Genomic DNA, 21,317 nt, shown 5'->3' on the forward strand with positions numbered 1-21,317 from the left:
AAGCGGACCGGACGGGACTCGAACCCGCGACCTCTGCCGTGACAGGGCAGCATTCTAACCAACTGAACTACCGATCCATTTTGTAATTCGGGAGCGCAAGATAGTAAAATTTCAACTCAGGCAAGCACCTAATCTAATTTTTAAGCGAATTCTTTAAAATTCGATATAACTGATTCATCGCCAGGTACCACATTATATAACGTGTAATAATAATTTCATTTTAATTTTCACTACGTAACTTTATCGCCTCAAAAAAACGAACCTGATTATTTTCTAATTGATAAACTTACTATGTCAGTAACTTTAAACCGACAGTTTTTAAATTTTGAACAGCCTATAAAAGAGCTCTACGAACGCGTTGAGGAAAATAAAAAACTTGCTTCAAAAAATTCCAGCGCAGAATATGACACAATAATTGCAAAGCTCGAAGAAAATATCTTAGTAAAAAGGAAAGAAATTACCGAACATCTTACGCCCTGGCAGAAGGTTCAGTTGAGCCGTCATCCGGACAGGCCGTACACTTTGGAATATATATTAAAAGTGTTTACCAACTTTATCGAGTTGCATGGGGATAGGAATGTTAAAGATGATAAAGCTATGGTCGGGGGCTTTGCCCAACTCGATGGCGAAACGATTATGGTAATTGGTCAACAAAAAGGAACCAATACCAAAATGCGTCAGATGCGCAACTTTGGAATGGCTAACCCGGAAGGTTACCGTAAGGCACTCAGGTTAATGAAGCTGGCTGAAAAATTTGACAAACCCATCATTACCCTAATTGATACGCCTGGTGCTTATCCCGGCCTTGAAGCTGAAGAAAGAGGACAGGGAGAAGCGATTGCGAGAAATATATATGAAATGTTGCGGCTAAGCGTTCCCGTTGTATGCGTGATAGTAGGGGAAGGCGCAAGTGGTGGCGCCTTAGGTATTGGCGTCGGCGATAAAGTGCTTATGCTCGAAAATACCTGGTATTCTGTTATATCGCCGGAAAGTTGCAGCAGCATTTTATGGCACAACTGGGATAAAAAAGAAATTGCCGCTGAGCAGTTAAAATTAACTTCTGACGATATGCTAAAGTTTGGTTTAGTAGACGGAATAATTCCTGAACCGGTAGGGGGTGCTCACTGGAACTACGACGAGGCAGCTTCCAATCTCAAAGCTTACATAAAGCCAGTTCTCGCCGATCTGAAAAAAATAACGGCGGCAGAAAGGATAAAGCTGCGAATCGAAAAATTCCGCAAAATGGGATTTTGGTCAGAAGAATAATATTTGTAATCCTTTAGATATCTTTAACCCAGAATTCCCCAATTGCCTAATCGCCAATTGCCAACATCATTGAATTTTTCCAAAATAAATTTCTAATTATCTATGTCTTTAAAAAGTACACATTCCGGAACAGGGGTTGCGCTAATAACACCTTTCAAAAGAAATTTTGAGGTAGATTTTGATGCCCTGGAGAGGCTTATCGAGAATCTTATTGCTAACGGTGTTGAATATCTTGTGAGTTTGGGTACTACCGGCGAAACCCCCACCCTAAGCAAGACGGAAATGGTTGATATATTAGATTGTACATTCGACAGGGTTAATCAGCGTGTACCCGTAGTAGTTGGTATTGGTGGAAATAACACCGCAGAGCTATTAGCAAGCCTGGAACTATTTTCATTGGATAAAGCCAGCGCTGTCTTGAGTTCAAGCCCCAATTATAATAAACCGTCACAAGAAGGAATTTTTCAACACTATAAAAAATTTTCGGAGGCGTGCCCAAAACCGGTAATACTTTATAATGTACCGGGACGGACGGGTAGCAATATTACAGCAGAAACAACGCTGAGGCTTGCACATGAATGCAAGAACATTGCAGGAATAAAGGAAGCGAGCGGCAACATGATACAATGTATGCACATTTTGAGAGACAGGCCTGAAGATTTTTTGGTAGTTAGTGGCGATGACCATCTTGCACTTCCGTTAATTGCCTGCGGAATGGATGGTGTAATAAGTGTTGCGGCTAATTGTTTCCCTAAAGATTTTTCTGAATTAATACGTTTGTCCTTGTCTCAGAATTTTGCGGCAGCCACCAAATTGCAATATAAATTGTTAGCTGGCATTGACCTTTTGTTCGCAGAAAATAATCCTGCAGGTGTCAAATGTTTTCTGGCAGAAATGGGACCGATAGAAAATGTCTTGAGACTTCCGCTGGTGCCTTTAAGTGCAACCATTCATCAAAAGGTAAAAGAATTTATTTCAACCTTATCTTAACTCCTTAATTGGTGGCACTTATTTAGATCTGATCAGACAGGCAATTCAATTCTTAAACAGACCTTGTAGGAATCTTCAGATAATTACTATATGATATAACAGGCACCTTCTTCGGCAACCTCCGTATTTTCAAAAACTTCACATGCCTCTGTTTTAAATTCATCGAGCGTTTCATACATGGATGAAAAATGTCCGAGCAGCAATTTCTTTACGCCTGCTTTTTTTGCAATCATGGCGGCTTGCCGCGCGGTTGAGTGAAACCTGCTTATAGCCTTTTCCTCCAGTACGTGGAGGTAAGTTGCTTCATGATAGAGTAAATCTACACCCCTTATCTTTTCAATTATTGGTTCGAAATAACTGGTATCAGCAGAATACGCATAGGACCTCGGAGGTTTCACGGGCGTAGTAAGCATTTCATTTTTTATTACGTTATTATCTTTTGTAATGAAATCTTTTCCCTCGTGAAGACTCTCATAAAATGACGTCGGGACATTGTATTTTTTTATTTTTTTGGGATCAATTTTCCTGGTATTCTTTTTTTCCCTGAATAAAAATCCCCAACATTCAACACGATGATTTACTTTAAAGCTCTCCACCTCAATTGTTTTGTCTTCATAAATAGTTTGCTCATTTTCTAAATCGTGATATATTACGATGTAGGGAAGATTTGCTTTGCAAACATCTAATTGTAAATTGATAATTTCTTTCAACGGGGCTGGCGAATAAATGTGAAGTTCACCCGAACGTTGGTTAAGGCCAAGACTTGTGAGCAGACCTATAAGCCCAAAATAATGATCGCCGTGTAAATGAGAAATAAATATTCTGGAAATTTTACTTCTTCGTATCTTATACAAAGTCATCTGCATTTGAGTGCCCTCACCACAATCAATCAAAAAAGTATGGTCGGGAGTTTGCAGTACTTGTGCAGTTGGATGCCGGTTATGTGCCGGCACCGCAGAATTGCATCCTAAAATGGTTACAGAAAACAAGGTTATGTTCTTAATTTTAGCATTTGATCACTAGTACCTGAATATTCGCTCAACTAAATTCTCTTTCAATTTCTTCCATTTGTACAATATCCCAGGCTTCACTTTCTGTTGGAGTCACATTCATTAACTCCAACAACTCCTTTTCGTCGAGGTACGTTTCAACTTCTGGCTGAATATTGCAAATAACCAAAGAACTATTTGCATCATAAAATGTTTGTTGTATAGTGACAAGAGCATTTGCAATCGATTCGTCAATTTTCTTAACGTTGCAAAAGTTTATTATTATATTTTTAGTAGATTTATTTAGGAATGGTAGAAGCGTTTCATTGAATTTTTCTGTCATATTAGCAGGCAATTCAGGTTCATCTATAGTTATGACGTGAAATTTTTCTTTGGTATCAATTTTGACTTTCATGCTTAATCAGTTTTTGAACTAATGATTTTGAATGAGTTTAATAGTAAATTTGTAAGGCAGATATTCAAAGTTATTAAAAAGAAAAAGTGTTGAATAAATAAATTGTATAATGTTTGAATGCAATTTTTTAGTTGGAAAAGCGTAATAAGATAAACAATAAGATATTTGTGTAGTTGCTGGCTGACTTTTTAATTTTAGTTATTGTACTTTCTTCGGGTTTGTGAATCAGCTTCAAGTGTTTTAAAATATTCCTTTCTTTTTTTAACCATTTATTGTATTGTTTTCAACACGCTGTGGATTGTTTTTGAGAACTGTTAGTAAATTTTATTCGTTATTATTGTAAAGTATTAAATTGTTTTAAATGGACAACAATTTTTCAGCCCAGGTAAAAGAAATTATTTCTTATAGCAGGGAAGAGGCATTACGCCTCGGCAACGATTTTATAGGCACTGAGCACCTCGTGTTAGGCCTTATAAGAGACGGTGAGAATACCGCTATAAAAATATTAAAATCGCTTAATGTCGATCTCTATGAACTCCGCAAGGAAATAGAACTGGCGGTTAAAGACAAAACCGGTAAAAATATCGCCAACATTAATTCTCTGCCGTTAACAAAACAGGCAGAAAAAGTTATAAGGATTACAGTATTGGAAGCCAAAGCAAACAAGAGCCCGCTGGTTGAGAGCGAGCATCTCATGCTTTCTATATTGAAAAATAAAGAAAATATCGCTACGCAAATTCTTAACCAGTTTGATGTAGATTATGATATGTTTAAAAATGAATTGGGGTATGTAAAGACAGATCCCAAGGCAGAATTTCAGGATGATGAAGGCGAAGAATTTGATGAAGAAAGAAAGTCATATTCACAACAACGTTCATCAAAAGGAGCCGCAGCCCAAGCCAAATCGAAAACTCCGGTTCTTGATAATTTTGGACGGGATATAACCCGTCTTGCGGAAATGGGTACATTGGATCCCATTGTTGGCCGCGAAATTGAAATCGAAAGAGTTTCACAAATTCTTAGCCGCCGTAAAAAGAATAATCCAATCTTAATTGGGGAACCCGGCGTTGGTAAAACCGCCATCGTTGAAGGTCTGGCTTTAAGGATTATTCAAAGAAAAGTTAGTCGTGTTCTTTTTGATAAAAGAGTGGTTTCTCTTGATTTGGCTGCGTTGGTTGCAGGTACTAAATATCGCGGACAGTTTGAGGAACGAATGAAAGCCATCATGAATGAGTTGGAAAAGAATCGTGATGTGATTTTATTTATTGATGAAATACATACTATTGTTGGAGCGGGAGGAGCGAGTGGTTCCCTGGACGCCTCGAACATATTTAAACCAGCCCTTGCAAGAGGTGAACTACAGTGCATTGGCGCCAGCACATTGGATGAGTATCGTATGTACATTGAAAAAGATGGCGCATTGGATCGTCGTTTTCAAAAGGTAATGGTGGAGCAGCCGAGTGTTGCAGAAACTATCGAAATTCTTACAAATATTAAAAGCAAGTACGAAGATTATCACAACGTAACCTACAGTGACGATGCCATTGATGCTTGCGTGAAACTGAGCGATAGGTATATGACAGATCGTTTGCTGCCGGATAAAGCAATTGATGTGCTTGATGAAGTGGGTGCACGTGTTCACCTTAAAAATATAAACGTGCCGGAAGAAGTGATTGCATTGGAGAAAAAGATAGATGATATAAAGCACGAGAAGAATAAAGTGGTAAAAAGTCAGCGCTTTGAGGAAGCCGCTTCATTACGTGATACCGAGAAGAGATTACAGGAAGAACTTGAAAAAGCCAAGTCTGATTGGGAAGAAGAAAGCAAGCACAAACGGTATCCCATAGACGAAGAAGCAATTGCCGAGGTTGTTAGCATGATGACGGGTATTCCTGTAAAGAGAATGGTGCAGGCTGAAACAGAAAAGCTTCGCAGGATGGGTACAGATCTTACAGAAGCCGTGGTTGGCCAGGATGAAGCAATTCAAAAAGTAGTAAAGGCAATTCAACGGAACAGGGTAGGACTGAAGGATCCTAAAAAGCCAATAGGGACCTTTATTTTTCTTGGCCCGACAGGTGTTGGTAAAACTGAACTGGCAAGGGCTCTGGCAAAATATATGTTCGATAGTGATGATGCGCTCATTCGCATAGATATGAGTGAGTACATGGAGAAATTTACTGTATCAAGATTAATTGGAGCGCCTCCGGGTTACGTGGGTTACGAAGAAGGTGGCCAGCTAACTGAAAAGGTTAGACGCAAACCATATTCTGTAATTCTTTTGGATGAGATAGAAAAGGCGCATCCCGATATTTATAATATTTTGTTGCAGGTTTTGGACGATGGTTTATTGACAGATGGCCTTGGCAGAAAGATAGATTTTAAGAATACGATGATCATCATGACGTCCAATATCGGGGCAAGGCAATTGAAAGATTTTGGTGATGGAGTTGGCTTCACTACGGCCGCAAGAGCGCAGAACACTGAGGAAAATAACAAAGCAGTTATAGAAAAAGCATTGAAGCGTACTTTCAGCCCTGAGTTCCTGAACAGGATAGACGATGTAGTAATATTCAACCAGCTCACCGAAGAAAATATATTCTCAATTATCGATATTTTAATGAAAGGTGTAACGAAGCGTTTGTTTAACCTTGGTTTGACACTTGAGCTTTCAGAAGACGCGAAGAAATTTATTTCAGAAAAAGGATATGATTCACAATTCGGCGCAAGGCCTTTACACCGGGCGATTCAAAAATATCTTGAGGATCCGCTGGCAGAAGAAATTTTAAACATGCATATAAAAACCGGCGACGTCCTTATTGCGGACCTTGATAAAGAGAACTCCAAAATCACTTTTGAAATTAAAGGTGGAGTTGTGAAGGAAGCGCCCTCGAAAGCATAGTGTTTTTCTATAAATATTTTCGAACTAATTTAAAACTATTAATACCATCCACCATCATGCGGATGGTATTTTTTTATTTCTCTTTTAAGATTTTGCGCTTCTTTTTATTTGTCTCATTTTTGCAGGATGACGGATAAAATCATTATTACGATAGATGGTTGGTCATCCTGCGGGAAAAGCACACTGGCAAAACAGCTTGCGAAAAAACTGGGTTATCTATACATTGACAGTGGTGCCATGTATAGGGCAATAACACTTTATTTTTTGAGAAATAATGTTGACCTGACAGACGAGGATAAAATAAAGGAAGCCCTTAAAAACATAACGCTTGAATTTAGAGTAAACGAATATTCTAATCAATCAGAAATTTATTTGAACGGAGAAAATGTAGAATATATCATTCGAGATTTGATTATTGCGGAAAAAGTAAGTGACGTAGCTGCCTTAAAAGATGTACGGACATTTGCAGTAGATGTACAACAACAAATAGGCAAACATAAAGGAATAGTAATGGATGGAAGAGATATTGGCACCACAGTTTTCCCTGATGCTGAACTTAAAATATTTATGGTTGCGGATGAAGCTATTAGAGTGGAGCGCAGGTTTAGGGAAATGTTTGACAAAAATCCCAATATAACCCTTGACGAAATCAAGGCAAATATCGAAATGCGGGATTATATAGATTCTCACCGCGAAGTAAGCCCGTTACGCAAGGCCGCAGATGCGGTTGAACTTGATAATACAAATCTTAGTGAAAAAGAACAACTTGATTTTGCTTTGAAATTATTAAGAAAAAATAAAAGAATTCCAGAGCTTGAGAAAAGATCCTGAGACCGGGATGTTTAAAACTGCCAGAACAATCATTTATATTCATCCATCACTTCAGTTACAGGTCTTGTTGCTTTGTAAAATGAAACCAGCTTCGTGATTACTGATTCTACAACCGCATCCGGGCAACTTGCCCCGCTGGTCAATAATATTTTTACTGGTTTTTTTTCCGGCAGGAACGATATGGTAATAACTGCTTCGTTTTTATGAAGATTAAAATGAGATATTTCTTTGGATGAAATAATATCTTCTTCGGAACGGATAAAGTAAGTTGGAAACTTTTCTTCACATAACTCAACAAGGTGAGAAGTATTGGAACTGTTATAACCGCCAACTACAATGGCAAGATCTGCATCAGTCTCTAAAAGTCCATACACAGCGCTTTGATTTTCGTAAGTTGCATAGCAAAGTGTATCACGAGTGTCCGCGAATCTTTCACCAATACTTTCTTCCGTAAGACCATATTTTTTTATCATAATGTTTTTCAGGTAATCGGCAATTGCCTGTGTATCGCTTGCTAACATTGTTGTTTGATTTACCACTCCAATTCTTTGCAAATCTTTTTCAATATTAAATCCATCAGAGAACCTGCCTTCAAATTCCTTGTAAAAATCCTGGTAAGGTTTTTCTTCATTTATATACTTAGCGAGTTCAATGGTTTCCTTCATATCGGTAACAACAACGGTGGGCGAGTTGGCAGCACTATGGCTAAATGTAGCCCTGGTTTCCTCGTGCCGCGGTTTACCGTGCACTACAATCGAATATTGATTTTTTGCGATCGCTTCTGCACGGTTCCAAACTTTTTCAACAAAAGGACAGGTAGTATTATATTTTTCAATTTCAATACCAATTTGTTTTAGCTCTTTTTCAATTTGAAGCGTTGTTCCAAATGCAGGGACAATAACAATGTCGTCCGGAGATAGATCACTGAAAGGCACGAGCACATTGCCCTTTGTATCCATTAAGAATTGCACGCCTCTATTTTTAAGGTCTTCATTAACCAGGGGATTGTGAATCATTTCACTCAGCAAATAAATTCTTTTGCCGGGATTTTCTTCTATCGTTTTAAATGAAATTTCAATGGCATTTTCCACGCCATAGCAAAACCCAAAATGACGTGCAAGGTAAATTTGAACCTGGCCAAAATCCAGGAGGCTTGGTGTAAAATCTTTCTTATACTTATCGTTTTGTTTCCGTTTATTTTTAATAGCACTTATTAAAGGGCTGCGGTAAACTAATGGTACGTTGAATTTTTTCATGAGCTTAAGAGTCAAAGTTACAACCAGCAAAGCATCGTACAAGCTAATAAAATATTAATTGATTACTTTTAATTTATATAATGAATCATAATCTATGCCGAACAAACAAAAACCATTTGAACATCCCGATTGGAGCTACTCTGCCAGTATCTATGAAGTAAACCTCAGGCAATACACCCTGGAAGGAACTTTTGAAGCGTTTGCAAAACATTTACCCCGCCTCAAAGATATGGGCATTAAGATATTGTGGTTTATGCCCATAACGCCTATTAGTGAACTGGGCAGATTGGGAACTCTTGGCAGTTATTACGCCGTAAAAAATTATATAGCTACCAATCCAGAATTCGGCACGATGGATGATTTTAAAAGCCTTGTTAACGAAGCCCATGCCCTTGGATTTAAAGTGATAATTGACTGGGTTGCTAATCACACAGGTAATGATCATCCCTGGACAAAAATATTCCCCGAATTTTATCGCTATGATGTTAACAACGAACTAAATCATCCACATGGATGGAGTGATGTCGCGGAGTTGAATTATGATAATCTGCAGCTTCATGATAAAATGATTGAAGAAATGAAATTCTGGATTACAGAATGCGATATTGATGGTTATCGATGCGACATGGCGCACCTGGTTCCCCTTAACTTTTGGGTGCAGGCGAAAAAGAAATTGGCAAAGTGTAAAGTGGGATTATTTTGGCTGGCCGAATGTGAAGAACCTTTATACCATAAAGTCTTTGATGCCACCTATACATGGAGATGGATGCATGCTTCCCAGGAATTTTACCAGGGAAGAATGGACCTGCATGCGCTTATTACTGTGTTATATAAAACGGTGACGGAATTTCCTTATGATGCTTTCAGGACTTATTTTACCAGTAACCATGATGAAAATAGCTGGAATGGTACCGAATTTGAAAAGTATGGAGATGCAGCAATGCTCCTGGCGGTTTTTTCATGTACCTGGAATGGCATTCCAATGATTTATAGCGGGCAGGAAATGCCAAACAGAAAGCGATTGAAATTTTTTGAAAAAGATCCAATAGAATGGAATGGCAAATTTGAATTACATGATTTTTATAAGACATTGCTTACGCTGCATGCGTACAGCAAGTGCCTTAGGGCGGGCGATTTAAATGTTTTAACAAAGATCGTTTCTCACCCTGACGACCACCAGGTATTTTCTTATGCAAGAGCTAACGGTGACGACGAGGTGCTGGTAGTGCTAAATTTCTCCGGAGGTGAAATGAACTTCCAGGTTAATGGAATGCATGGACTGTTCAGGAATGTGTTTGGAGGAAGAGATATCAATTTCGATTTCGACGATCATGTATTTTTAAAACCATGGGATTATCTTGTTTTTGAAAAATTGCCGATGCTTTCGGAAACGGTTTAAAAAGTAAAAACCCCGGCATCTGTTCCGGGGTTTCCATTTTTTTTCAATTTAAATTTTATTCTGCAGAGTCATCTAACACCAAAGGATATTCGAAGGGCTCGCTATAGCCTGGATAAATTCCGGTGATGGTCACCTGTTTATCAGTTCCGATTATATTTTTTAAATCGTCCACTGACTTAACATCTTTTCCATTTGCCTTTGTAATAATAAAGCCATCCCTCATCCTCGTCTGATCGTTAATAGCACCTTCATTAATTTTTCTTACTACCACACCTCCGTCAATTCCGTATTCTTTTGCTTTTTTGGGATCAAGCGTTTGAAGTTCTGCCCCTAACTTATCGATCATTCCGGCCGGCTTTACAATTGCATAATTCCCTGCATTGTTTTTTAAAGTTACGTCGTAAGTGTGATCGGTTCCATTTCTGTTGATCGTTACGCTCACTTTGTCTCCTGGTTTGTACTTACTAAGTTGTTCTTGTAATTCTGAGCCTGAGTTTATTGAATAGTCATTAATCTTTTTTATCACATCACCCTTTTGAATTCCTGCCTGTATTGCAGCTCCATCTTTAGTAAGATCGGTAATATAAATCCCGTCAACGTTTGATGGAATGTTTTCCTTTTTCTTGTCCTGGTCAGAAAGTATGCCAGCATCAATATACATAGCCCCTAAAAATCCCCTCTGCACACTGCCATATTTCACCAGGTCATTCACCACTTTTTTAACGATATCAACAGGTATTGCGTAAGAGTACCCATTGTAATAACCGGTAGGGGAAGCAATTGCAGAATTGATTCCAATTAATTGCCCGTTGGTATTTATTAATGCACCTCCGCTATTACCCGGATTTACTGCTGCATCTGTTTGAAGAAATGATTCCACTGCCATAGACTGGCCTCCGTTTCTATCGTGATTCAATCCTAAATGCCTTGATTTTGCACTTATAATGCCGGCGGTGACCGTGGCATCAAGATTTAACGGGTAACCAAGAGCCAGCACCCATTGCCCAATTTTAACATCAGCGGAGTTGCCATACAGCATAAAGGGCAGGTTATTGGCGTTAATTTTTACAACGGCTAGATCGTAAGACGGATCGGACCCGATAACTTTCGCAGTGTAAGTCTTTCTGTCGCTTAATGTTACTGTTACTTCATCAGCACCTGCGACAACGTGATTGTTGGTAACGATATATCCGTCGTCGCTAATAATTACGCCAGAGCCAGAACCTTGTTCGGGGTACATGCGCTGTTGCCGTCCGTTTCCAAAAAATTGGTTAAATAAATCATCGTTTCCAAACAAATCCGAAAATGGATTTTTTTGATTGGGAAGATTATTGCTCACTTGCCGTGGATTTGTTTTTGTCTTTATATGAACAACAGTAGGGATTGCTGCGCTTGCAGCCTCAGTAAAATCTGCCGGACCTGGTGAAGGGTTCCCTTTGTCATCAAAAAAACCTGCATACTTATAATTAGATGGAATGTTAACTGCCTGGAAATTTGGATTGTTGTTATTATGCTGATACTTGTTGTATCCAAAAATAACAGACATGGTGGTTAGTGCACTTATGAGCACCGTAAGTAAAATGTTCTTCGTTTTCATTTATGGAAATTTTTAATTTTTTAAATTCGTCGCTTAAAAATGAAATCCTCAAATCCTGTGCCCCAAAAATTCTTGAAGTACTTAAAATTAGAATAAGTGTTTAAATCTTATCCTACCGTTTATTTAGCTTTAACAAACAATTAGTAAGGGTTTCGTAGATATAAATTTAAGCATTTTAAATAAGTAATATTGACAAGTTTTAAATGTCAGCCTTTTTGGTAACTGTAATTATTGCAGCATCTTAAAGAGCCAGTAAAAATTCCATTACGTCTATTCCATCTGCATAATCAAATAACTGTGGTTTTTGTGATTCACCAAAGGCGATAAATTCGTTCCCAACTATACATTGTAGTTTCTCATTATTAATTAAATCATCGGGAATAACGTTTTTGCCCCCGTAAAAAGTATAGTGGAGCTGGCTTACGGGTGAGAAAATGTTATCTTCTTCTAATAGGATAATGCTTTCGTTGGTCATGTATTTTTTGTTATTCATGATAATAAGAGCAAGATTATAATCGTAATTGTTTTTGTATTTGGTATGGTCTTCAAAATAATTGTATTTCCTGAAGGCATTTAATACAGGAACAAAATCGTATCCTTTGGGGACATATAATTTGGTAACGTTTCTGCATCCTAATCCGAAGTATGTATGAACGTCGTCAGCAAGCAAACTTAATTCTGTTGCAGATTCATTTCCGGATAATATGGCAACTGAAGTTTTATTGCCCCGTATGATGGATGGATATTTTCCAAAATAATATTTAAAATACCTCGAAGAATTATTACTTCCGGTTGCAATATATGCGTCACAATTTTTAAGAAGATCGCTAACCTGCACCATACCGGCAACGCTCTTATCCCATTCAACGAGTTTTTCAATTACATGCTTCATCAGTACATTGTCTTTCTCCGAAAGTTTAATACTTTGGTTATGTCCTGAAATAAAGACACATAAGAAATCGTGAAAGCCGACCAGCGGAATATTACCCGCCATCACAATCCCAACATTTTGAGATTTGATATTATCATCGAGATGGTAGTGATTTATCCACTTTTCTAATTTGGATCGGTTAAGAAATTCATCTGAAATATTTTGTAGTGACAGGTTTACGAATTCTTCAGTAAACCACTTGTTCTTCTCGTATGCCTTTTGCTTAATAGCATTCAATTCCGCACTGCTATCAACAAGGTAATTTCTTAACTTTTCGAGTAAATTAATTCTTTCAACTAAATTCATTTTGATAAAAGATTATCTGGTATATCTATTATATTTGTAAGAAAAATTAAAGCATGCAAAACTCGTATATAATTGGTTTGTATGTTGTGAATGATTAAATAAAAAAAAATGGCAATTAAAATCACCGAAGAATGTATTAACTGCGGGGCATGCGAACCCGAATGTCCAAACAATGCGATATATGAAGGGGGCGTGGAATGGGCTTTGGCAGATGGAACAACTGTGAAAGGCGACGTAACACTGCTTGATGGTTCTGTAATGGACGCCGACCAGCGTAATCCACCAATTTCAAACGATATTTATTACATCGTACCTAATAAATGTACCGAGTGCCAGGGGTTTCACGAAGAGCCTCAATGTGCGGCTGTGTGCCCTGTTGACTGCTGTGTGCCTGACGAAATGTACCAGGAAACGGTTGAAGTACTTCTTGCAAAAAAAGAAAAATTGCACGTATAAAATATTCAAGGCCACTGGCCTTATAAGGCAGGTGATATTTCCTGTTTTGGCGAGGGTGTTGAAAAATGCTTTCGCCTTTTTCTAAAATACTAATGCCGAAAACTTTTGAAAAAATTACAAATTATTTCACCTGCCACGGGATTGTTATTGTTATTATTAACTTCTTGCCACCAAAAAAATAACCTGCCGAAAGTGAGATCAACCCAGGAAATTATTCAGGCAGATGAAGCATTTTCAAACCTCAGCAAAAAGGAGGGAATGAAAAGAGCTTTTATCGAATATATTGACAATGAAGGTATCTTGCTGCGGGGAGGTCATCCTCCTATAATTGGCGCTAATGCAATTGATTTTTTGAGCCAGGTAAACGATTCGTCGTATACACTTACATGGAGCCCCGCCGGTGCGGGAATAGCTGCATCTGACGATCTTGGTTATACGTATGGGATATATAAATTAGCATTGAAGGATACTGTATTAAGAGGTACCTACGTGAGTGTTTGGAAAAAGCAAAAAGATGGTAAGTGGAAGTTTGTTTTGGATAGTGGCAACGAAGGAATTGGCGTAGGAGCAATAGTCAATAGTCAATGATCAATAGGCAGTAGTATTTCAATGACTTTTAGCTAAATGACTAGTTTAAAAGCAGTTTATAAATAAATATCATCAAATAAAATGAAACCAAAGATTGCATTTGTAACTGGTGGATTTTCCGGCGAGGCAGAAATCTCTTATAAGTCTGCTGTAACTTTTGAAAATAATATTGACAAAGAAAGATATAACTTATACAAAATTGATATTACTGTTGACGGATGGTTTTATGAATTGGAGAATGGCGATAAAGTTGCGGTGGATAAAAATGATTTCTCCATATTAATTGATGAAGATGAAACGATAACTTTTGATGCGGTTTTAATTGGTATACACGGGACACCTGGCGAGGACGGAAAACTGCAGGGATATTTTGATTTATTAAAAATCCCATACACTTCATGCGATTGTGCTACTTCAGCACTTACTTTTAATAAAAGATATACGGTAGCTGTAGCCGGTGCCAGTGGAATAAGCGTATCAAATTCGGTATTGCTGTTTAAGGATGATTATAAAAGCCCCGATGAGTTGGTAAAGAATCTTAGGTTCCCCGTTTTTGTAAAACCCAATAATGGCGGGTCAAGCATAGGAATGTCTAAAGTGAATGCTCCTTCAGAAGAATTAGGGAAAGCTATTGAAAAAGCCTTTAATGAAGATGACCAGGTATTGGTTGAAGAATTTATTGAAGGAAGAGAATTAACGATTGGTGTTTTTAAGGCAAAGGGAGAAATTATAGCATTGCCCATCACAGAGATAATCTCAAAGAATGATTTTTTTGACTTTGAGGCAAAATATCATGGTGCAAGCAATGAAGTAACGCCAGCAGTTGTAGATGATCATGTTGCTGACCTGGTAAGGGAAAATGCAGTGAAAGCATATCGTGTATTTAATTGCAAAGGAATTATACGAATTGATTTTATTTATAACGAAAAAGAAGACAAGCTTTATATGCTTGAGATTAATACAGTTCCCGGCCAAAGTGAAGCCAGTATTGTTCCGCAACAATTAAAAATACTTGGTTGGACCTTGAAGGAATTTTATACTGCATTAATAGAAGAATGCCTGCATAATTAAATCTCATTATATTGCATGTCCAAAATCTTTTAACCTATACCTTTTATTGTGTTTAAATTTATTTCCAAACAACCTTTCTGGGTAAACCTTCTCGCAGCTGTTTTATTAATTTTCCTGTTAGGATTTTTATTCCTTCAATCGCTTAGCTGGTTCACTAACCATGGCAGTTATCTTAAAGTTCCTTCGGTAACGGGCAAAAAAACTGATGAAGCCGTGAAGTACCTGGAAGACCAGGGTTTTGATGTAACAATTACTGATTCCGTCTATAACGATACGCTTCCTCTCAATACTGTAAAAAAGCAATTACCGGATGCCGGGGCTACAGTAAAAGTCAACAGGACAGTGTATCTCAATGTTAATCCTGTAGTTTTGCCAATGGTTGAAATGCCAAAAATAGAAGGCCTTAGTTTTCGATTTGCGTTGGAAAGACTCACCAAGAATCATTTAAAATTAGGTGACACTACTTACCGTCCTTATTTTATGAAAGGTACCATTCTTGAGCAAAATTATAATGGTTCAAAAATATTACCTGGAACAAAACTTCGTTGGGGCTCGGCCGTTAGTCTTGTCATAGGAGGCGGTGTCGAGCAGCAGGAAATTCCTGTTCCGGAGTTATATGGAATTACACTTGGCGAAGCAAAATCAGTGTTGGAAGCGCAAGGTATTACACTGGCGGCCATTATCCCGACGGGTCCAATTACTGATACGCTGAAGGCATTTATTTATAAGCAAAATCCACAGGCAAGAAATGATGAAGGCCAGCTAAATGTAATACAGCCGGGTCAGATAATGGACGTATGGATTTCAGCGAGTGCACCGCAACCGGATAGCTCGGCAATTGAAACACAACCTGCAGACAGCATAAAAAAATAATAACTATCGATATGCAAAATATAACGCCTGAAGAAGTTAAACAACGACTTGATAAAGGGGAAAAACTTAACCTGGTAGATGTAAGAGAACCCTACGAAAATGCCGAATTTAATATTGGCGGTACACTACTTCCATTAGGAAAAATTCAGTCGCTTCAATTAGACGCCATTGAAGACCTGCGTGATGAGGAAGTGATTTTATATTGCCGCAGCGGCAACAGGAGCGGCATAGCGGCTATGATGCTGGATCAATCGGGATTTACAAACACTAAAAACCTTACCGGTGGCATGCTTGCCTGGCAGCAAAAATTTAAATAGCGGTAACACGAATTACGAAAATCGAATTACAAATTCCTTTAAAAATAATATTTGCATATTCAGGTATAACACGTAATTCGTGTAATTAGATATAATTCGTTTCATAAAAAAATAAAAGCGGACAAGACTGCCCGCTCGGAATGTGCTAAAACTAAAAAGCACATGAGAAAATTTCATTTGCAATGTATTAGACATTAGCCTCCAAAAAAAATTCAGATTACTGAACCATGAAATACAGCGTTTAATGGATGAAAAAAGTAGATCCAGTAGTTCTTGAAAAGGAATTATTTGATTTATATTTTTTGATATAAGTAAAACAATTGTCGCCCAATCACGGCATTGCTTTATCTAATTCAATAAATTAGATGTAAAAATTAGTATATCGGTTGGGGTCGACTTAGCATCAACCATTGAATATTTACAGTTTAAAATTCACCCCGGCTAAAAAGTTAGTACCCGCCATTGGGAAATAATAATTTTCAACAGTCAATTCGTTACCGTAAAAATAGTTATAGGTGTAACCGTTAGATTCATATTTTTTATTGAAGATGTTATTAATTTTAAAAATAAAATCTATCGTTTTGAAAGTTCTTTTGGTACTTAACCGGTACGATAATCTTACGTTTTGTACATAGTAAGGATCAATACTTCTGCTTATATGAGAAGTATTATCCAGGAATTGCCGCCCCACATATTTCGATTGGAGACTTATTTCACTATTTAATATTGGAATAATATTTATTGTAGCACCCGCGACTTCATCCGGTGAAAACGAAATGTTGGTGTTGTGATATTGATAAATTATTTGTCCTCCATTATCATAGTCATCAACATACTCGGTAAAGTTTTTTATTTTATTTCTGCTGAAAGAAATATTTCCTGAAACATTGAGCCATTTGGTAAATTTTTCACCTGCCTGTAATTCAATACCAAGCCGGTAACTCTTGGCAGCATTAGTTCTTGTATAAGCCCCAACATCATTTATTTTTCCAGTTGAAACCAACTGGTTATGGTAATTCATATAATATAATGTAGCGCCATAAGTAAAAGCCGTGTTTCTTCTTTCGACGCCCAATTCCGCATCGTACAATATTTCAGGCTTTGGTAATTCGTTTGCCGCAGCTTCAAAATCATCACGGTTCGGCTCTTTTGCTCCAATAGAATAAGAGGCATAAGCCTGGAAATTATTTCTGTTGAAAGAAATCCCAACCTTAGGATTAAAAAAAGTGTAGCTCTTGTTAATTCGCAAACCAGGATTGTCCTCAAAACCTTTAATGTCATAATTCACAAATCGTCCCTGCAAATCAACAAAGCCTGAAAAGCCGGAGCCAAGATTCTGCAATAGCTTTCCATATAAATTAAAGTCACGTTTGTTAGCGGGTACATTCGAGTATACGTAGTTGTTAGGAAAGCCCTGCGTTGCCCATGTTACAATGTCATAATGTTTACCATCATATTCATCCCAGCCGCCACCGAATGTAAGGTGTGTTTTATTATGGTGATATTGCAGAGAAAAAATTCCACCGTAAAAATAATTGTCAAGCCACAACCTTCTTATTAAATCGGTGGAGGTAAGTGTGTCGGCTCCATTAATGTAATCAGGTAGTCCATAGTCGCTGTAAAGTTGACCGGCCCTGTATTCTTCGTAGTAACCTTTGCCGCGTGTAAGAAATATAGCGGTATTAAAACTTACATGGTCATTAATCTTCTTGTCGTAAAAAAGCTGGTAATGGGTCTGTGTATAATTGTCCGTTTCATTGCTGTACGGTGCACCTGGTTTTTCGGTTCCCGCCGGGTTATAAGTGCGGTCGCTATCTAAATAACTTTCCGGAACGCCGTACCAGGCCTGGTAGGTTTTTTCTTTTCCGCTCAAAATATTAAACCGTAATGAACTGCTCTTGCTGATATAAGCAGCGCTTACAAAAAATGATTTGAGTTTCGAGGTAGCACGATCTATATAACCATCACTACTTATCCTGGATATTCGGGCATCTACCGTAAAATGTTTCGCCAGTAACCCTGTACCAACTTTTAATGTGTTTTTCCAGGTATTAAAAGAACCATAGGTATTATTTAATTCAATATACCTTTCCTTGTTTACCTCGTTGGTAGAAAGATTGATAGTGGCTCCAAAAGCACCTGCTCCATTGGATGAAGTGCCAACGCCCCGTTGTACCTGGATGGAATTTAGTGAAGAAGAAATATCCGGCAAGTCAACAAAATATGTTCCCTGGCTTTCCGCATCGTTATAAGGGATGCCATTCAAAGTAACATTTACTCTTGATGCATCCGAGCCACGAATACTTATTCCCGTATACCCTATACCGTTACCTGCGTCTGAATTCACTACCACCGATGGAAGTTGCCCTAAAACAAAAGGAAGGTCCTGTCCAAGATTATTCTTTTCAATTTCCGCTTTCGTGATATTAGTTTTTGTAAATGGTGCTTTGTCAGCGGCTCTTATAGAAGTTACTTCAATGTTTTCAAGCATTAGGGTGTCACTTAGCTTATGACGTGAAGTGTCTTGTGTTAGCCCGGTAAAATAGAAGCTTAATGCGGTACAGGTAAAGATTATTTTTTTCATGTTTACTATTCTTTAAAGCGACCAGAACAAAACATGAAAGAGAGATAGAAAAAATTGTTCAACCTCCCTTCGCAGGCATTATCCTGATCAGGTCTGCGGGTCTTATCTCAGCATTCCGACTGTAATCGGAAGCACCCCGGTAACAAAATTGATTTTAGAATGCAAAAGTAATCTACTTCCCAGTTTAATTTCAAAAATATTGTAACTTTTATTTTTCGAAACCGTTACAGTTAAAAAGGTTAGTATGAAATATTTTTATCTATTCCTGTTTATTCTATTTTCTTCCGCCGCTTTTTCGCAGCAAACCATAATCAATGATGCGAATGCCCAGGTAAGAAACATTACCGCTTTTTCCGGCCTGAAAGTTTCTGGTGGTATCGATGTTTATTTATCGCAGGGAGATGATTATTCATTGGCAGTAAGTGCCAGCGAGGACAAGTACCGCGATAATATCAGGACGGAAGTGAAAAATGGCGTATTGGATATTTGGTACGACAGTGATCACTGGGGAAAAAATAGCGACAATAAAAAGTTAAGAGTGTACTTATCGTATAAGACCCTTGAAAGAATTGAAGGTTCGGGTGCCTGTGACTTCATCATAAACGGAACGCTTACTTCAAACAGTATACGGGTGAAGCTTTCAGGAGCAAGCGATATTAAAGGTGCGGTTAAAATAGTTAATCTTAGCCTGGACTTAAGCGGTGCTTCCACCGTAGCTTTAAACGGATCTGCGGAAAATGTGAAACTGGATGCAAGCGGCGCCAGCGACATGAAGAATTATGATTTACAGGTAGAAAATTGCACGGCTAAACTTTCCGGCGCTTCCGATGTGAGGCTAAAAATAACCGGTTCAATTGCGGCGAGCGCGAGTGGCGCAAGTACTTTGTACTACGAAGGAGATCCTGAAAGGAAAGATATCGCAACGAGCGGCGCAAGTTCAATAGGCCGGAAAAATAATTAATTACTGCAGGAATTTCGACTTAGCCGGATTTTTCCTCTTCGCAGTAATCTATGAATACTTTACTATATAAAATGCGTCCTTAATTCATAATTCTTCAACAATATCGATTATGCTTCAATCTGGTTGCCTTATAAGTTTAGGCGCCTCTTTGATATTTGAATTCTTTCTAAAGTTGAATCATAAGTATCCTCCATTTTTGAATCTACTTTAAAACTAATCCTGAAAACTTTCAAAAAATATTTCATCGGTATCGCTGCAAATATTTTTATCACCTGTTGCCGATGTAAAAATGTGACATGAACAAAAATAATATCCTACAAAAATTGTAGGAAATATTTTCTATGATGCGGCACAATGCTATCTTTTACTATCAACTATATGTATTTCTATTATATGCCTTACAACTTTAAATCAGTAACCACTTATAATTGAAATTTACCATGAAAACAAATTTGCTATTCCATAACATTATATGCAGATAGTTTTGATAGTAGAATTTGGTGTGCCAAAATTCATGGTTGATGCGGCGAAATTCATGTTTTCAATTAAATCTTAACCCAGGCTGCTATGATCAAGGATAAATATTTGCGATTGTTTTTTATTCCGCTCCTTGGGATAATGATTCCTTTTTTTTCGGGGGTTATTACATACAGTCATTACTCACCACTGGAATTGATCGCCATAAATTTGTATTTTATCCTGCTCTCATTTTGTATTTGGTCAGGCGCCAGTTGGATCCATCGCAAAAGCCGGGTTATCTTCAAAACTTTTCGCAACCCTATGATTAAAGTATTTTCAATTTCTTTAATAGGAGGTTTGTTCGGAGCAGCTATATCAGGCGTTTTTTCCATTGCATGGTATAAAATTTCAAGCGAAACTTTTGACTGGGCGCCCATAACCCGGTGCGTAGCTTTTTCATCCCTGGCGGTTTTATTATTTACCCTCTTGTACGAAATTTTGTTCCTCAGTAGCCAGCGGGTGCTGTATACAAAAATTGTGAATCAGCTCGATTGGGAGCGGTCAAAAGCTGAAATGTCTGTGTTAAAGAATGAGATTGAACCGCATTTTATTTTTAATTCGCTTAATACATTATCCTGGCTTATTTTAAACGACCCTGACACGGCACACCAGTTTAACAGTAAACTCGCGTCGGTTTATAAATATTTTTTAATTAATAAAGACCGGGAATTAATAACACTGCAGAGTGAACTTGAATTTATTGAGAACTATTTTTTTGTGTTGCAGGTTCGGCACGACAATAAGCTTCATTTATCAACTGACCTGAGTAACTATCATGAAGGCACTTTAATGATTTTGCCTTATGCTTTACAGGTTCTTGTGGAAAATGCTGTTAAGCATAACGAGTTTAGCGATGCAGATCCCTTGTATATAAATGTTGCCCTGAACGGAGAGTATATATATGTAAAGAACAATAAAAAGCCGAAGTCGTACCCGGTTAATTCAACCGGTATAGGATTGCGGAATTTAAGTTCCCGTTACCGGTTAGTGTGCCATAAAGATATTGTGGTAGAAACAAACGATAATGAGTTCACAGTAAAACTCCCATTAATCAAAACAAACCTATAGC

The 21,317-nt window shown here is 37.8% G+C and carries 18 protein-coding genes, 1 tRNA gene and 1 riboswitch; of the genes, 12 read left to right on the forward strand and 7 right to left on the reverse strand.

What is annotated here, in order from left to right; genetic code table 11:
• Nucleotides 1-3: 3 nt before the first annotated feature.
• Nucleotides 4-77 (reverse strand) — tRNA-Asp (locus tag ACO1O5_RS06735).
• Nucleotides 78-291: 214 nt separating this feature from the next.
• Between ACO1O5_RS06735 and ACO1O5_RS06740 the strand changes: the two genes are divergently transcribed.
• Together ACO1O5_RS06740 and dapA are read left to right on the forward strand one after the other, a co-directional pair.
• Nucleotides 292-1,266 carry an acetyl-CoA carboxylase carboxyltransferase subunit alpha gene (locus tag ACO1O5_RS06740; protein ID WP_486269072.1) on the forward strand — a complete coding sequence of 325 codons (975 nt, stop codon included), beginning with the start codon at nt 292-294 and terminating at the stop codon, nt 1,264-1,266.
• A 102-nt stretch (nt 1,267-1,368) separates the two neighbouring features.
• On the forward strand, nt 1,369-2,256 hold the full coding sequence (gene dapA, locus ACO1O5_RS06745) for a 4-hydroxy-tetrahydrodipicolinate synthase (RefSeq protein WP_486269073.1): 888 nt from the start codon (nt 1,369-1,371) through the stop codon (nt 2,254-2,256).
• Nucleotides 2,257-2,342: 86 nt separating this feature from the next.
• Here the strand turns inward: dapA and ACO1O5_RS06750 are convergent, their stop codons facing one another.
• A complete protein-coding gene (locus ACO1O5_RS06750) occupies nt 2,343-3,245 on the reverse strand; it encodes a ribonuclease Z (protein WP_486269074.1) in 903 nt (300 codons plus the stop codon).
• A 49-nt stretch (nt 3,246-3,294) separates the two neighbouring features.
• Nucleotides 3,295-3,660, reverse strand: coding sequence for an STAS domain-containing protein (locus ACO1O5_RS06755; RefSeq protein WP_486269075.1), 366 nt, complete (start codon nt 3,658-3,660; stop codon nt 3,295-3,297).
• 361 nt (nt 3,661-4,021) lie between these two features.
• Here ACO1O5_RS06755 and ACO1O5_RS06760 point away from each other — a divergent pair, with 361 nt between their 5' ends.
• Both ACO1O5_RS06760 and cmk read left to right on the forward strand, forming a co-directional pair.
• Nucleotides 4,022-6,559 carry an ATP-dependent Clp protease ATP-binding subunit gene (locus ACO1O5_RS06760; protein ID WP_486269076.1) on the forward strand — a complete coding sequence of 846 codons (2,538 nt, stop codon included), beginning with the start codon at nt 4,022-4,024 and terminating at the stop codon, nt 6,557-6,559.
• 126 nt (nt 6,560-6,685) lie between these two features.
• Nucleotides 6,686-7,390, forward strand: coding sequence for a (d)CMP kinase (gene cmk / locus ACO1O5_RS06765; protein WP_486269077.1), 705 nt, complete (start codon nt 6,686-6,688; stop codon nt 7,388-7,390).
• 29 nt (nt 7,391-7,419) lie between these two features.
• On the opposite strand, the gene ACO1O5_RS06770 is transcribed toward cmk, so the two are convergent.
• Nucleotides 7,420-8,646, reverse strand: a complete 1,227-nt coding sequence (locus ACO1O5_RS06770; RefSeq protein ID WP_486269078.1) for a 4-hydroxy-3-methylbut-2-enyl diphosphate reductase — start codon at nt 8,644-8,646, stop codon at nt 7,420-7,422.
• 94 nt (nt 8,647-8,740) lie between these two features.
• On the opposite strand from ACO1O5_RS06770, the gene ACO1O5_RS06775 reads away from it, so the two are divergent.
• The gene (locus ACO1O5_RS06775; protein WP_486269079.1) at nt 8,741-10,045 is read left to right on the forward strand and encodes an alpha-amylase family glycosyl hydrolase; all 1,305 of its coding nucleotides are present in this window, start codon (nt 8,741-8,743) and stop codon (nt 10,043-10,045) included.
• 55 nt (nt 10,046-10,100) lie between these two features.
• On the opposite strand, the gene ACO1O5_RS06780 is transcribed toward ACO1O5_RS06775, so the two are convergent.
• A complete protein-coding gene (locus tag ACO1O5_RS06780; protein ID WP_486269080.1) occupies nt 10,101-11,642 on the reverse strand; it encodes a trypsin-like peptidase domain-containing protein in 1,542 nt (513 codons plus the stop codon).
• A 241-nt stretch (nt 11,643-11,883) separates the two neighbouring features.
• On the reverse strand, nt 11,884-12,879 hold the full coding sequence (locus tag ACO1O5_RS06785) for an acyl-CoA reductase (protein ID WP_486269081.1): 996 nt from the start codon (nt 12,877-12,879) through the stop codon (nt 11,884-11,886).
• Nucleotides 12,880-12,987: 108 nt separating this feature from the next.
• On the opposite strand from ACO1O5_RS06785, the gene ACO1O5_RS06790 reads away from it, so the two are divergent.
• The 5 genes from ACO1O5_RS06790 (at nt 12,988) to ACO1O5_RS06810 (ending at nt 16,184) form a co-directional block, all read left to right on the forward strand.
• Nucleotides 12,988-13,335, forward strand: coding sequence for a 4Fe-4S dicluster domain-containing protein (locus ACO1O5_RS06790; RefSeq protein WP_486269082.1), 348 nt, complete (start codon nt 12,988-12,990; stop codon nt 13,333-13,335).
• Between the two features lie 105 nt (nt 13,336-13,440).
• A complete protein-coding gene (locus ACO1O5_RS06795) occupies nt 13,441-13,923 on the forward strand; it encodes a YybH family protein (RefSeq protein ID WP_486269083.1) in 483 nt (160 codons plus the stop codon).
• An 81-nt stretch (nt 13,924-14,004) separates the two neighbouring features.
• Entirely contained in the window at nt 14,005-14,994 is a 990-nt protein-coding gene (locus ACO1O5_RS06800; RefSeq protein ID WP_486269084.1) for a D-alanine--D-alanine ligase, read from the forward strand.
• Nucleotides 14,995-15,042: 48 nt separating this feature from the next.
• Entirely contained in the window at nt 15,043-15,867 is an 825-nt protein-coding gene (locus ACO1O5_RS06805) for a PASTA domain-containing protein (RefSeq protein WP_486269085.1), read from the forward strand.
• Between the two features lie 11 nt (nt 15,868-15,878).
• Nucleotides 15,879-16,184, forward strand: coding sequence for a rhodanese-like domain-containing protein (locus ACO1O5_RS06810; RefSeq protein WP_486269086.1), 306 nt, complete (start codon nt 15,879-15,881; stop codon nt 16,182-16,184).
• Between the two features lie 418 nt (nt 16,185-16,602).
• Here the strand turns inward: ACO1O5_RS06810 and ACO1O5_RS06815 are convergent, their stop codons facing one another.
• Entirely contained in the window at nt 16,603-18,768 is a 2,166-nt protein-coding gene (locus tag ACO1O5_RS06815; protein ID WP_486269087.1) for a TonB-dependent receptor, read from the reverse strand.
• 46 nt (nt 18,769-18,814) lie between these two features.
• A riboswitch (TPP riboswitch) is annotated at nt 18,815-18,917 on the reverse strand.
• A 95-nt stretch (nt 18,918-19,012) separates the two neighbouring features.
• Between ACO1O5_RS06815 and ACO1O5_RS06820 the strand changes: the two genes are divergently transcribed.
• Together ACO1O5_RS06820 and ACO1O5_RS06825 are read left to right on the forward strand one after the other, a co-directional pair.
• Complete coding sequence (locus ACO1O5_RS06820) at nt 19,013-19,729, forward strand: head GIN domain-containing protein (protein ID WP_486269088.1); 717 nt, start codon at nt 19,013-19,015, stop codon at nt 19,727-19,729.
• Between the two features lie 780 nt (nt 19,730-20,509).
• Nucleotides 20,510-21,316, forward strand: coding sequence for a sensor histidine kinase (locus ACO1O5_RS06825; RefSeq protein WP_486269089.1), 807 nt, complete (start codon nt 20,510-20,512; stop codon nt 21,314-21,316).
• Nucleotide 21,317: the final 1 nt, after the last annotated feature.

This window comes from Ginsengibacter sp., from assembly GCF_057362405.1.